The sequence below is a fragment of the Bacillus sp. EKM202B genome (genome assembly GCF_011066025.1).
GTDB classification, from domain to species: Bacteria; Bacillota; Bacilli; order Bacillales; family Bacillaceae_G; genus Bacillus_A; species Bacillus_A toyonensis.
Genome location: NZ_JAAMNK010000016.1, coordinates 91,377 through 103,773, shown reverse-complemented (window position 1 = coordinate 103,773; position 12,397 = coordinate 91,377). Strand labels below are relative to the sequence as shown.

General features: G+C 33.7%; 15 protein-coding genes. 6 read left to right on the top strand and 9 right to left on the bottom strand.

The genetic code is table 11. The features are described 5' to 3' along the window. Window positions 1-42: 42 nt before the first annotated feature. Together G9F74_RS19060 and G9F74_RS19055 are read right to left on the bottom strand one after the other, a co-directional pair. Window positions 43-204, bottom strand: coding sequence for a hypothetical protein (locus G9F74_RS19060; protein ID WP_000108701.1), 162 nt, complete (start codon window positions 202-204; stop codon window positions 43-45). Window positions 205-269: 65 nt separating this feature from the next. Beyond that, window positions 270-386: a hypothetical protein gene (locus tag G9F74_RS19055; protein ID WP_002011946.1), complete on the bottom strand. Its 117-nt coding sequence runs from the start codon at window positions 384-386 to the stop codon at window positions 270-272. Window positions 387-427: 41 nt separating this feature from the next. Here G9F74_RS19055 and G9F74_RS19050 point away from each other — a divergent pair, with 41 nt between their 5' ends. After that, window positions 428-850: a YfmQ family protein gene (locus G9F74_RS19050; protein WP_016108128.1), complete on the top strand. Its 423-nt coding sequence runs from the start codon at window positions 428-430 to the stop codon at window positions 848-850. A gap of 53 nt (window positions 851-903) precedes the next feature. Here G9F74_RS19050 and G9F74_RS19045 read toward each other — a convergent pair whose 3' ends face one another. Genes G9F74_RS19045 through G9F74_RS19025 form a run of 5 tightly spaced genes read right to left on the bottom strand, consistent with a single transcriptional unit; the run spans window position 904 to window position 6,695 of the window. Then, on the bottom strand, window positions 904-1,737 hold the full coding sequence (locus G9F74_RS19045; RefSeq protein ID WP_000755332.1) for a hypothetical protein: 834 nt from the start codon (window positions 1,735-1,737) through the stop codon (window positions 904-906). A gap of 20 nt (window positions 1,738-1,757) precedes the next feature. Further along, on the bottom strand, window positions 1,758-3,020 hold the full coding sequence (locus G9F74_RS19040) for an MBL fold metallo-hydrolase (RefSeq protein ID WP_033668479.1): 1,263 nt from the start codon (window positions 3,018-3,020) through the stop codon (window positions 1,758-1,760). Continuing rightward, entirely contained in the window at window positions 3,017-4,687 is a 1,671-nt protein-coding gene (locus G9F74_RS19035; RefSeq protein ID WP_016108126.1) for an ABC transporter permease, read from the bottom strand. The genes G9F74_RS19040 and G9F74_RS19035 overlap by 4 nt, the downstream gene beginning before the upstream one ends. Before the next feature lie 12 nt (window positions 4,688-4,699). Beyond that, complete coding sequence (locus tag G9F74_RS19030; RefSeq protein WP_000714709.1) at window positions 4,700-5,725, bottom strand: ABC transporter substrate-binding protein; 1,026 nt, start codon at window positions 5,723-5,725, stop codon at window positions 4,700-4,702. Continuing rightward, a complete protein-coding gene (locus G9F74_RS19025) occupies window positions 5,703-6,695 on the bottom strand; it encodes an ABC transporter ATP-binding protein (protein WP_000351785.1) in 993 nt (330 codons plus the stop codon). Before G9F74_RS19025 ends, G9F74_RS19030 begins: the two co-directional genes overlap by 23 nt. A 163-nt stretch (window positions 6,696-6,858) precedes the next feature. On the opposite strand from G9F74_RS19025, the gene G9F74_RS19020 reads away from it, so the two are divergent. Further along, complete coding sequence (locus G9F74_RS19020) at window positions 6,859-7,752, top strand: LysR family transcriptional regulator (RefSeq protein ID WP_001023487.1); 894 nt, start codon at window positions 6,859-6,861, stop codon at window positions 7,750-7,752. Between the two features lie 40 nt (window positions 7,753-7,792). Here the strand turns inward: G9F74_RS19020 and G9F74_RS19015 are convergent, their stop codons facing one another. After that, window positions 7,793-8,317, bottom strand: coding sequence for a COG3014 family protein (locus tag G9F74_RS19015; RefSeq protein WP_000723951.1), 525 nt, complete (start codon window positions 8,315-8,317; stop codon window positions 7,793-7,795). Window positions 8,318-8,429: 112 nt separating this feature from the next. Continuing rightward, entirely contained in the window at window positions 8,430-9,698 is a 1,269-nt protein-coding gene (locus tag G9F74_RS19010; protein WP_000503120.1) for an MFS transporter, read from the bottom strand. 117 nt (window positions 9,699-9,815) lie between these two features. On the opposite strand from G9F74_RS19010, the gene G9F74_RS19005 reads away from it, so the two are divergent. The 4 genes from G9F74_RS19005 to G9F74_RS18990 all read left to right on the top strand — a co-directional run bounded on the left by G9F74_RS19005 (window position 9,816) and on the right by G9F74_RS18990 (window position 12,394). Beyond that, the gene (locus tag G9F74_RS19005; protein WP_000212333.1) at window positions 9,816-11,030 is read left to right on the top strand and encodes a helix-turn-helix domain-containing protein; all 1,215 of its coding nucleotides are present in this window, start codon (window positions 9,816-9,818) and stop codon (window positions 11,028-11,030) included. Between the two features lie 66 nt (window positions 11,031-11,096). After that, window positions 11,097-11,276, top strand: a complete 180-nt coding sequence (locus tag G9F74_RS19000) for an H-type small acid-soluble spore protein (protein ID WP_001025738.1) — start codon at window positions 11,097-11,099, stop codon at window positions 11,274-11,276. Window positions 11,277-11,462: 186 nt separating this feature from the next. Continuing rightward, window positions 11,463-11,798, top strand: coding sequence for an antibiotic biosynthesis monooxygenase family protein (locus G9F74_RS18995; protein ID WP_016108125.1), 336 nt, complete (start codon window positions 11,463-11,465; stop codon window positions 11,796-11,798). Between the two features lie 2 nt (window positions 11,799-11,800). Then, a complete protein-coding gene (locus G9F74_RS18990; protein ID WP_033657381.1) occupies window positions 11,801-12,394 on the top strand; it encodes a dienelactone hydrolase family protein in 594 nt (197 codons plus the stop codon). The last annotated feature ends 3 nt before the right edge of the window (window positions 12,395-12,397 follow it).

Genomic DNA, 12,397 nt, shown 5'->3' with positions numbered 1-12,397 from the left:
TTTGTGATATCCTTCACATTGTTTAGTTAAATAATAACTCTTTTACTTACCATGATGTAACATTAAATCACTAAGTTCTTCTTCAATGTGATTTAATTTCGCAACGCCTTCTTTCCATTTATGAATATACCGTGAAACTCCAACGAAAAATAAAACAATAATTGTAGAAAGAATAATACCATACACGATTGCTACAGTACTCATAGTTACACTTCCTTATAATTAGTAATGTGGTTATTAGTTATATTTTTATTATAAACCTTTTTCTTTTAAAATACTTCGATTTCAACTTTTTGTAACAAAATTGATTTTTCTAATATTTCGTTCGTAAAAATGGCATATTTTTCACAAATTATACAAAACTTCACCATATGTACTATTACCATATGAGTTATATTATTAAATAGAATAAAGGGGATGATATACTATGACGACTTGGTTTATTGTACTGTTAGTTGTATTTGGGGCATTTAAAATTATCGTTTCTAGCCTTCCTAACTCTGTTATTGAATCCATTATTAGCAAGTACGAAACACATCCACAACTTGAAGAAGAGAATGTGACTGTTACTATTAATGGGAAGAGCGTAGAAGACGAAAAAAAGTCTCAAATCATTCATGATTTTAATGAAGGTTTATTTTTAGATCGCTATTATGCACCACCACAAAATGAGAGCACTCCTTTAATTATTAATGCAAAACGTGGCAAAAAAGATTTTACATTTTATATTTATAGTCATGAAGAGCATGTTGATGTTGTAAAACAACATAAAAAGAAGGTAGTTGCTTATAGTTTACGCTCTAAAAATCTTCAAAATAGTGATATGTTCGTGTCAGCTGACTTAGCTTAATACTCATATATTAGAAAAAGGAATCCACGAAATATGGATTCCTTTTTTCTCATTTACTGAAAAATAAGCTCTGTCTTCAAACTATCTTTCGGTAACAACCATCCTTTTTTCTCTATACTCGCCATTAATAATTCTCTTTGTTTTGTCGCAATACTTTCCTCATTTGTTTTAAACGACACTTCTATTACGAAGTCATCTTCTATCTTCCCAGTATTACTTAATGGCCAAATTTCAATATTCGTTTTTATATTTTCAAATTCACCTGTATATCGTTTCATTAATACAGGACCGTAAATGTGAGAATCCCTTAACATTTCTTCTCCCCAATTCGTATACAACCATTTGTTCATTTTCCCTGGTAACTTTTCTATTAACATATTTTGAGAAGCTTGTTCATTTGGTAAATCAAGTACCCCATATCCTTTCGCACTGTAACTTTTCTTATTTGAAATACTTAACGTTTTCTTCCCAAATCCCCAATCTATTTCCGCCTCATAACTATCAGTTTTACTATCAAATCCTTCTTTTTTAGCTACTTCTAGTGCATCTTGAATTACACCATTTTGAATAGGATATCTTTTTTTATATGTTAGCTCAAAATCTTTACTAAATTCTTTCTTTCGAATTCTCGCAAACCAACCTTCGTTACTTAAACTTTTATTCGCCGTATCTAAAAATTGCACTTGTATTCTTTCATCATTTGTACCAGCTTGGAAATGTTCTAGTACCTCTTGCTTCATCTCTTTGTTATAACCTAATACTTGTTCTGGCTTTAATAATAACTTCACTTCAAAACTAGGTTTCATTGGACTAGCAGCAAACCCTTCCATCACGTTATAAAGGAAACAACAAAAGAAAATGCTTACGAATACAAATACTTTTTTCATATACCTATCCCCTTTACATTTTAAATGACTTCTATACGTTCCATTGCAAGTGAATATATATTTTCATATCCTGCTGTACTTAGCTTTTGTTGTAATCGATCCGTATCCTCTTTATGAGCGTGCACTAACAAAGTATGTTCCGGTAATAATATATTTAACATTGCCTTAACATCACCCATACTTTGATGAACTTTATACGGAACTCGATTCACCCTACATGTATTCCTTACATGCTCTTTCATAACTTTTTCTGCAAAACTCTCTTTCGCAATATGTCCTGTAAAAATAATGGTATTCCGTTCTTCATGCCGAAGTTGTTCATAGTATAACTGTGCGCGTTTCGTTTGCATATTCGCATCACTCATTACAACTATTCCGTAACTATTTTGTATACTAATGTCATGATCCATAACGATTATGTTTCTTTTTAAACTCTCCATAACCCATCGAAGTTCTTCATTATTTTTTATCCAATCTTTATATAGGAACATCTCTTCAAATCCAGCCAAAATTTCTTTATCTACTATAAGCGGAAATTCTTTATATCGTTCATATAAATACAATACTATATCTTGCGCCCTACCAAGTTGCGGCAGCGGTAGTAATGCTACTCCTTTATTTTTCATAACTCGTTCAATTTCTGCACATAGATCGTCTAATCTTTCATTTTGCGAAACATCATCAGTGTGGTAAGCGGCATCTACAATTGCAATTTTTATATTGCTTCGCAACTTCTCAGGTAAATTAGCTCGTAGTATATTAGATTCTGCGGAATAATCACCAGAATAAAATACGTATGTATTACACATATCCACTAAAAACCAAACCGCTCCTAATACATGCCCACTATACCCCCATTGAAACCGCAATGTAGGAGTAATCTGTATCCATTCATTTGGATTACTAATCTCATCAATACATACATAGTTTAAATCTTTTACATTTTGATCGTTATAAGGTACATTCCACCCTTGCGAAAGATTGTAGTTTCTCCATTTTTCAAAATAAGCTGGAAGTTGTTCCTTTGTATAACGAGTTGTCCAAATTTTTTTCTTATATCCATACTTCGCTAATAAAGGTAAACCCATCGTATGATCTTCATGAATATGCGATAAAAATACCGCCTCTAAAAATGGAACGACTTCTCTTTCTATTTTTGGATAACTATCTTCATACGATCGATTAATACCACAATCAAATACGATTTTTGTCTCTTTATTTTTTACAAAATAGCAGGAACGACCGTACTCTCCTGCTCCTCCCCATACTTCTACCCTCATCATGCGACCCCTTTTCTTTTTTGCTCCATATGTTGCAGAAGTAATAAGCATAGTGTTGTAAGTCCAACAGAAACAACTGCCATCGCCATTCCTATAGATACTTCCCCCTGTTCAAATTGAGCAAAAATAAACGTTGCTGACGTTTCTACTGATGGAGGTAATACGAGAAGCGATGCTACTAACTCTCGTATTGAAATCGTAAATGTCATCGCCCATCCAGCGAGAATGCCAGGAATAATAAGAGGCAATATTATTTTCCTAAAAATATAAATATAATTCCCGGAAAAAATACTTCCTGCCTGCACAAGAGAGTCATCAATTTGTCCGAGCGATGATTTTACATACTGCACTGTATAAGGTAAAAAAAGAACAACATACGTTACGATAACCATAACAGGTGTATTGTAAATGGACATAGGCATATATGGTGAATTCCAAAATAAAATAAGACCTACAACCATCACTATTCCTGGTACCATATTCGGTAACATACCGCACATATCAAGCCATTTTTCAGAAGACTTCTTCCCCTTTCGAATCATAAGTGCTAAAAAGACTCCAATCATTACAGCAACAACCGCTGTTACGAGCGAAAAAAGAAAACTGTTCCATAAAGCTTCTAATCCTGGAGAACCCATTGTAAACAATGCTTCATAATGACTTATTGTAAAGTTATTTACATGTAATCCACCGCCTCTTAATTTCGACAATGAAGCAATTAGTATAGAAAAGTATGGGATACCAATTGATACGATTAGCAAACTAATCACATAAACCCATGCTACAACGCGCGCAAATATAGACAAAGTATACCTTTTAGATTTCACACCTTTTCCACTAACCATTGCATATGAATACTTTCGATTCAATACATTTTGCATATACCAAATGAGCATACATGCACTAAGTAATAAAGAAGATAATGCTGTTGCACTACTAAAATCAATCGGCCAACTCGAAATAAATTTATGGATTTCTGATGTTAACACGTGGAATCCTATTCTACGCCCAAATGTAGCTGGTGTTCCAAATTCAGCAATCGTCTTTACGAAAATGAGTAAAGCACCCATGACATAGCTTGATACTAATAACGGCAATATTATTTTTCGTAAACGATAGAAAAAGCTCCCACCATGAACTGCTGCCGCTTCTTCTTTACTACTCCCAATCTGAAGTAACGTGTTTTTCAACATGAAATAAAGGAATGGGAATAAATGCAGACTCATAATTAAGACCATACCTCCTAAACTAAAAAACGATGATGAAATCGTCTTTAGCATCGGAAAAAATTGTTCAAAATAGCCCTTAGGTTGCATGAACAAAATCCATCCCATCGATCCGATATAAGGCGGGGTCATAAATGGAATCATAAAAACAATATCTAACTTACTATACTTTCCTACATCTGTTTTACTCATAATGAACGCCAATGGAAATGCAAACATTGTAGCTCCTATTACAACGAGTACACCTAGCAGCATCGAATTCAGAAAAATCCCAGCTAATCCGCCACTCTGCATGACTTCAAAAGGCTTTAAAAAATTCCAACTGCTATTTTCATATACACTAGAAAATAAAATGAGAAAAAGCGGAATGACGATTAACATCGCCACAAGTAACAACGCTACTGTCATTCCAACTTGTCTTACTGACACGAATCGATTTACCATGTAATCACCATCTTATTGAAATACTTTCTTAAATTGTTTTCCTATTGCATCTTGTTCTTTCTCAACTGTTTTCCAGTCAATATGTAATACTGGAATCTCTTCTACATTCGGTCTATTTTCAGCTTTTATATCTTTTCTACCTGGCAATAAATACGCTTTAGAAACTTGTTTTTGTACATCATCTGATAATAAATAATCAATAAACTCTTTTGCACCTTCTACATTTTTACTACCCTTCATAATGCCTGCTGCACGTGGACTAATAACTGTTCCGCTTTTTGGATATACGATATCAACCGGTTCACCCTTAGCTTTTGCACTGTACGTCATATAATCAACACCCGCAATTACCATATCTTTCGCACCTGTTACAACTGGGTCTAACGCTTCTTGGTTTGCCCCCGCTACTGTACCTTCATTTTTCTTAAGTTGTTCAAATAATTTCCATCCATCTTGTCCATTCTTTTTCACATATCCTGTTACAAAGTCTAAAGCTGAACCTGAAAGTGCTGGATCTGGAAGATTCACTTTTCCTTTCCATTCTCCTTTCGTTATATCGCTCCAATCTTCAGGTGCTGTTTTCACATTTTTTGTGTTGTACACAATTCCTAATGCGGAAGCACTATATCCGAAATAATGTCCTTTATCATCTGACCATTCAGAACGTAGCTTATCAGCTTGTTTCGCTTCTTTATAAGGTAACGTTTGACCATCTTTCTTTAGTCCTTCCATCGCTGGTAAAGAAGCGAGTACGACAACGTCAACGACTGGATTTTTCTTTTCAGCTTCCATTCTCGCTAAAATCTTACCTGTTGTTCCTTGAAACATTTCCACTTTTATACCGGTTTTCTTTTCAAAGTCCTTTTGAATTTTTTCTGCTAATCCTTTCGGTCCTGCACTATATACAACAATTTTCTTTTCATTAGAATTTTTATTTTTTGCATCTGCACTACCTGTCTTTGAACTACAACCTGTTACTACAGCTGAAAATAGTAAAGTACATACAAATAAAGACTTAAGCGAACTGAATTTCTTCATACGACTCTCCCCCTATATGATGAATACATTTTTTTGGTACATATAACGATACCGGTTTACCGACGCTTAGCTTACTATTGTGATAAGCTGTCCATACACCGAGTGTCCCCATGTTTACTTTCACTTCATAACGTTCTCCTACATATGTAACGTGCTGAATTTCACCTGTATACGTATCGCACACTTCATTTTTTGCCCAGTTCACGTGCTCTGGACGAACCATTTGTTTATTCTCTACAAGCCAATTTGCCTTACCAACAAACTTTGCAACAAATTCATGAGACGGCTTCACATAAATATCTTCTGGCGTTCCTTTTTGTAATACTTCTCCTTGTTTCATGACAATAATTTGATCTGACATTGACATAGCTTCCGTTTGATCATGCGTTACATACAATGCCGTTAAGCCAATAGAATGAACGATATCCATAAGCTCTAAGCGCATTTCTTCACGCAAAATTGCATCGAGTGCACTAAGCGGTTCATCAAACAAAATAAAATGAGGTTTTGTTACAATTGCTCTAGCAAATGCAACACGTTGCTGCTGTCCACCAGAAAGTTCGTGTGGATATCTTTTCTCCATACCTTGTAAACGAACTCGTTTTATCGCATCTTCTACCTTTTCTCGTAAATGATTCGTTTGCTTTGTAGCCCTTAATCCAAATGCAACATTTTCAAACACAGTCATATGCGGCCATAAAGCAAAATCTTGAAATACCATACCGATATTCCGTTCATGAGGAGATGTTTTTATTTTTTTCGCACCAGAATACATACACTTATCTCCAAAATATATTTCACCTTTATCCGGCTCTTCAAGCCCTGCAATCATTCTAAGTAAAGTCGTTTTTCCGCATCCAGAAGGTCCTAAAAGTGTGGTAAATTCCCCTTGTTTCATGACAATTTGCAGTGGTTTTAACGCCTGTGTTTGTCCAAATGTCTTTTCTAATCCGTGAATTTTAATATCCATTGTTTCACCTCTCTCCCCTCATTCTTAACCTGCTTTCATTCTATATGGAGGATTTATACTGAATGTTAATGTACTGTAAAGATTAAATTAAAAAACTTCTAATAAACTATTTATTTCTATAGATTTTTTCTATAGTTAAAATAAAAAAGGCGGGCAATTCATAATGAATATCTTAAAATTAGAAATTGTAGTGCTTATTAAGAAATACAAAAAGCTTACGATTGTTGCAGAAAAACTTGGCGTGAAACAACCTACTATTACATTTCATATAAAAAGCTTAGAAGAGGAACTCGGTGTGTCTTTATTTGAATTACGTTCCGGAAGGTATTTCTTAACAGAGGCTGGCGAGGCATTGCATCATTATGCTTGTAAAATAGATGCACTTATGAAAGAAGCTAGGCGGGTCACACAAGAGTTTAAAGATTTTCATAAAGGTGCTATAACAATCGGTGCTAGTTATGTACCAGCGACTTATCTTTTACCAGAAGTTGTTCACCAATTTCAATGCGAATTTCCTAATATAAAAATAACACTCATGGTAAAACCAGCTCCTGAAATTCGAATCATGCTACAAAATCATGAAATTGATCTCGGAGTAATTTCTGCTGCACCATTTGATGAACCACTTTTAAAACAAACGAATGTAATGCCTGATACACTTGTTCTCGCTTTTTCCAAAGAACATCATTTTGCTAAAAAGACAAATGTATCATTACAAGATATCGAAAAAGAACGTATATTATTGCATCGTAATCCATCTACAACGAGAGATTTACTTACACAATGGACACTAGCACATAACATCACATTCCAATCTGAAATTGAACTAGATTCATTAGAAACGATGAAACAAATTTTAAAATACGGGAATGGCGTCGCTTTTATTTCTAAACTTGCTATTGAACAAGAAATACAGCGAAATGAGCTATGCTATATACCAATTCCAAGATTTGAATTTCAGCGTAACATTTATACGATTCATCATGAGGACAGATGGAATTCTAAAATCATTTCTTTTTTACTACATAGCATCCTTTCTTTCGCAGCCAAAAATTAAAAGGCTGTCGTTATACACGACAGCCTCTTAAACTAAAACTCTATTTATTTTTCTTCGCCTCAATTTTTGCTTGTGCCTCTTCAGCCTTATCTAATGCTTCTGAAACTTTTTTCTCTTTTTCTTTCACTTCATCTATACTATCGACAGCTTTAATAAGTTTATCGATTCCTTCTTCTTCTACTTTTCTCCGCTTTGCCACTCTTTCATTTACTTTCTCTTCCACATCTTTTGCTTTTTGAAGCATATTCTCTGCATTTGATTTTACAGATTTTTCAAGTTCATCATCTTTTTTCTTTTGTAACACTTCATTTGCAATATCTTTCGCTTCTAAATACTTACCGTCTTTTAATGCTGTTGCTCCGTGATCCATTATCTCGGCAATTTCTTTATATGATTTCGCTTCATTTCCTGATTTCTCTTTTTCTGCTTTTTCGAACCACATTGTTGCATCACTATATTTTTCATCTTTCAATGATTGCATACCTGTTTCAATATACGTGTCATAATTGCTACATCCAGCCATTACAACTAACAGAAAAAGCATAACAAAACTTATTTTTTTCATGATGTTTTCTCCTTTTCTTTGTCTGCTCACTTTACTGTAACATACATGAAAAAGAGTTTCAAAAACTAAAATACTAATTTGGTCATTTTTTATCATTAAGTCAAATTTTCTTTTAGGCTGACACATCCACTTGCTTTTTTGCTACATGCTTCTTCACTCCAACTAAAACAACTAACAATAATCCTCCGCCTATTGTCATCATAACAATGCTAGTCGGTAACATATCTAATAATAATCCATATACAATCATACCAAGCGGTGCAATGGCAGTAGCAATTGTTTCAAGCAAACCGAAAACGCGGCCTAAATAACTTGGATCTGTCGTCTTTTGCAAATGTACTTGCATCGGGATATTTACAGCCATCATTGATATACCCGTTAAAATCATAAAAGCAATATAGTACATAAAACTTACTACTTTCGGAATGGTAACTAACAATGGGAAGACTGTACATAAACTTAAACCCGCAAATAAAAACAGCCCAATATAAACAGAGCGAAACGGATTATTCACTTCTTTACGTACTGATAATGCAATCGCACCAATTAGCATCCCGACTGCTAACATTCCCTCTACAACACCGAGTTGCTTCGAGGATAAATGCAGGTTTTGAATAATAATAAATGGTAGTGAAACGAACAGTGCACTTGCAAAAAAGTTTACCCATAGCCCTATTTTCATTAAACCATATATTTCATGCTGTCTTTTTATATATGAAAAACCTTCTTTTATACTCATCAAGAAATGCTCTTTACTTTCAACCATTTCTTTTTTATATAAATCAAATACGATAAATAATTGTACAATTACCGCTAAAAAGAATGTAATACTATTTAACAGAAAGAACGACTTAATTGAAAAGAAACCAAATACAACTCCGCCAATAATTGGTGCTAAAATATTCGATAATGATGCTGCAGTCTGGTTCAAAGCACTCGCTTTTTGAATACGCTCCTCATCTACTAAATTAGGAATAGACGAAGTTAATGCTACAGAATAAAAACTTGCACAAATTGATAATAATGCCGCTGATACATAAATAAACAGTAGTGATGGCCCAAAAGTAGTTGCAAGAATAAACATAATAAGCATCGTTAAACTACTTAATAAATCTGTGCCAATGACAAGCCATTTTCGATTGACGCGGTCAGCTACAGCACCTGCAATTGGGCCACAGATCATTCTTGGTATTGATCCGCAAATAAGAGTAGTTGCAAACCCCATTCCTGAACCAGTTGTCTTTAATACGTATAACCCCATTGCAAACGTATAAATACCCGCCCCTAACAAGGACGTCATTTTTCCAATCATCATTAAAATAATATTTCTCGTTGCAATCTTCATTTTCCAATCATGTTGACCTATACTTACATCCCCCATTATGACACTCTCCCCTTAAAAGTTAAATTGTGTTAAACTTATTATATAATCAACTTTCCAATTTTTACAATAAAAAGTTTAATTGTGTTTAACTTTTAAATTATAAAGGAGCATATAATGGCTACTCTCGGTGCAAAAATTAAAACGTTACGAAAAGAAAAAAAGCTTACTCAAACTGATTTAGCAGGTTCAGAACTGACAAAAAGTATGCTAAGCCAAATTGAAAACGGAAAAGCTACACCTTCCATGAAAACATTACAATATATTGCTGAAAAACTTGGATGCGAAACGAGTTTTTTACTAGAAGATGATGATGTGGAAACGATAGAACTCATTCAACAAATGGAACAACTAATAAAAGCAAATAAGTACGATGAAGTATATGAGATCTTACTACCTATCGTTCAAAAAGAGCTACCTCCTACTTTGAATACCGCTCGTTTATATAAACAATTTGTAACAGCTGCGGCTAAAATGAAAGATTACAATATTGAACATTACGTGGAAAAGGCTACTTCTATTTTTGAAAAATATACGTTATACCGGGAAAGTACGGAAACAAAATTAAAATTATCCTTTACGATATTCACACGTAAAAAGTATGCTGAATGTTTACAACTCATTGCTAGCATCCGAAATGACTATGAAGAGAAACATTTAGAAATGGATCTCATTATACATATCGAGTTATATTTATATGAGGCGATTATTTTTCTTGCATATGGTAATTACGAACAATGTGAAAGTGTCATTTTAGATGCACTTGCATTTTCAAAAAAACATCAAGTGTATTATAAAACAGATGAATTTTACCGTATTTTATCTTACCAAAAAGTCCTAACGGCTGATAAAGAACAATATTTACATTACATAAAAAAATCAGAGCAATTTGCCATTTTTACAGAAGATACTTTATCTGCAGCGGTTATTAATCTTTTAAAAGCTTACTACTACAACACAATTACTCATGAATATACTATTGCATTAGAACATGTAGAACAATTTCGAGAAAAACTAAAAGATGAGCGAATTTTTCAAGATGATGGATCGTATTATCTTGAAAAAGGAAAAGCTTTGTATGGTTTAAAACAATACGAAGAAGCTTTAAAAACATTACAACGTGCTATCATACCAGATTATATAAACCATCCACTTGATCACGCACGGCTTACAACAGCTGGGGCATATCGTGCTCTTTGTTATGTCAAACTTAATGATAAAAAAAGAGCTCTTGAAGAAGTAACAGAAGCATATGAAATCGTACAGTCCTATCCTGATTCCATCTTCACTTCATTTATTAAAGAAACATTACAAATAATACAAAAACTTTAAGAATGTCTCGAAATGGTATATTATTCCTCTTTTTTAGCAAAGATAATAATGATGGGAGGAATATAAATGAATATTCAACGTGCAAAAGAGCTTTCTGTGTCAGCGGAACATGCCAATGTCAGTTTTCAAGGCATGCCTGTTATGATTCAACACGTCGACGAAAGCAACGAAACCGCCCGCATATATGAAGTAAAAAATCCAGGTCGCGAATTAACTGTTCCAGTTAATAGCTTAGAGGAAATATAAGAAACGCCACTTCAATTTTTTGAAGTGGCGTTTTTCTTTCTTTAGATTATTTATTATAAATTTCTTCTATCTTCTATTTTACATGGGATGAAAAAATTAGAATTTTCTACTTCTTTTCTTTTTGTGACCTGCTAAAATACAAACTATGGATGAATTATTCGTACTATACATTAAGGAGGAAAGACAATGAAATCTGATTTAGAAAAAAACAAACCTTATTATGCAGTTATATTCACTTCTAATTTATCAAATGATGCAACAGATTATAGTACCGTTGCCGAAACAATGGAGGAACTTGCGAAACAGCAACCTGGATTTTTAGGTGTAGAAAGTGCACGAGATAATTCGGGCCTCGGCATTACAATCTCTTATTGGGAATCACTTGAAGCAATTGAAAATTGGAAAAAGAACGCCTTACATAAAGAAGCGAAAAAAAGAGGCCGTGAGCAATGGTATGAAAACTTCCACTTGCGTGTTTGCCTTGTAGAGAAAGAATACAAGTTTCAAAGAGAAATTTTGTAATGATGAAGAAAAAATTAGCTCTCGTTGTTTCACATGAAATATATGGTGTAAATGATCATATGCATCATGTAATTGACCACTTCACTTCATCTCAAATAGATGTATTCTGCCCGAATCTTCTAAAATTACAACAGGCATTTCATTATAATAATGAAGAAAAAGCATACCAATATTTTATGAACCACATTGGATTTGATGGTGGAAAAAAGCAAATTGAGGAACTCATTCATAGCCTTTCCAATCGTTACGCACATATTGGACTTATCGGCTTTAGCGTTGGAGCTACCATCTCATGGCTATGTAGTAACAATCCAAAACTAGATTTTATTATTGGATGTTACGGCTCTCGTATACGTGATTATGTTCACATGAAGCCTGCATGCGCTACATTACTGATTTTTCCTGAAAAAGAAATTAGTTTTTCAGTATCCTCCTTAACGAAAACATTACAGCAACAAGATAATCCTTTATTAGAAATAAAACAACTACAAGGTGAGCATGGATTTTTAAATCCATACACTGAAAAATATAACGAACACTCTACAAAACAAGTATACAATTTAATAGATTCATTTCTTATGAATGCACTCTTATAAAGG

What these genes read in the sequence shown, in the direction of transcription:
- G9F74_RS19060 (WP_000108701.1), bottom strand. Translation starts at nt 204, where the DNA reads ATGAGTACTGTAGCAATCGTGTATGGTATTATTCTTTCTACAATTATT.
- G9F74_RS19055 (WP_002011946.1), bottom strand. Translation starts at nt 386, where the DNA reads ATGGTAATAGTACATATGGTGAAGTTTTGTATAATTTGTGAAAAATAT.
- G9F74_RS19050 (WP_016108128.1), top strand. Translation starts at nt 428, where the DNA reads ATGACGACTTGGTTTATTGTACTGTTAGTTGTATTTGGGGCATTTAAA.
- G9F74_RS19045 (WP_000755332.1), bottom strand. Translation starts at nt 1,737, where the DNA reads ATGAAAAAAGTATTTGTATTCGTAAGCATTTTCTTTTGTTGTTTCCTT.
- G9F74_RS19040 (WP_033668479.1), bottom strand. Translation starts at nt 3,020, where the DNA reads ATGATGAGGGTAGAAGTATGGGGAGGAGCAGGAGAGTACGGTCGTTCC.
- G9F74_RS19035 (WP_016108126.1), bottom strand. Translation starts at nt 4,687, where the DNA reads ATGGTAAATCGATTCGTGTCAGTAAGACAAGTTGGAATGACAGTAGCG.
- G9F74_RS19030 (WP_000714709.1), bottom strand. Translation starts at nt 5,725, where the DNA reads ATGAAGAAATTCAGTTCGCTTAAGTCTTTATTTGTATGTACTTTACTA.
- G9F74_RS19025 (WP_000351785.1), bottom strand. Translation starts at nt 6,695, where the DNA reads ATGGATATTAAAATTCACGGATTAGAAAAGACATTTGGACAAACACAG.
- G9F74_RS19020 (WP_001023487.1), top strand. Translation starts at nt 6,859, where the DNA reads ATGAATATCTTAAAATTAGAAATTGTAGTGCTTATTAAGAAATACAAA.
- G9F74_RS19015 (WP_000723951.1), bottom strand. Translation starts at nt 8,317, where the DNA reads ATGAAAAAAATAAGTTTTGTTATGCTTTTTCTGTTAGTTGTAATGGCT.
- G9F74_RS19010 (WP_000503120.1), bottom strand. Translation starts at nt 9,698, where the DNA reads ATGGGGGATGTAAGTATAGGTCAACATGATTGGAAAATGAAGATTGCA.
- G9F74_RS19005 (WP_000212333.1), top strand. Translation starts at nt 9,816, where the DNA reads ATGGCTACTCTCGGTGCAAAAATTAAAACGTTACGAAAAGAAAAAAAG.
- G9F74_RS19000 (WP_001025738.1), top strand. Translation starts at nt 11,097, where the DNA reads ATGAATATTCAACGTGCAAAAGAGCTTTCTGTGTCAGCGGAACATGCC.
- G9F74_RS18995 (WP_016108125.1), top strand. Translation starts at nt 11,463, where the DNA reads ATGAAATCTGATTTAGAAAAAAACAAACCTTATTATGCAGTTATATTC.
- G9F74_RS18990 (WP_033657381.1), top strand. Translation starts at nt 11,801, where the DNA reads ATGAAGAAAAAATTAGCTCTCGTTGTTTCACATGAAATATATGGTGTA.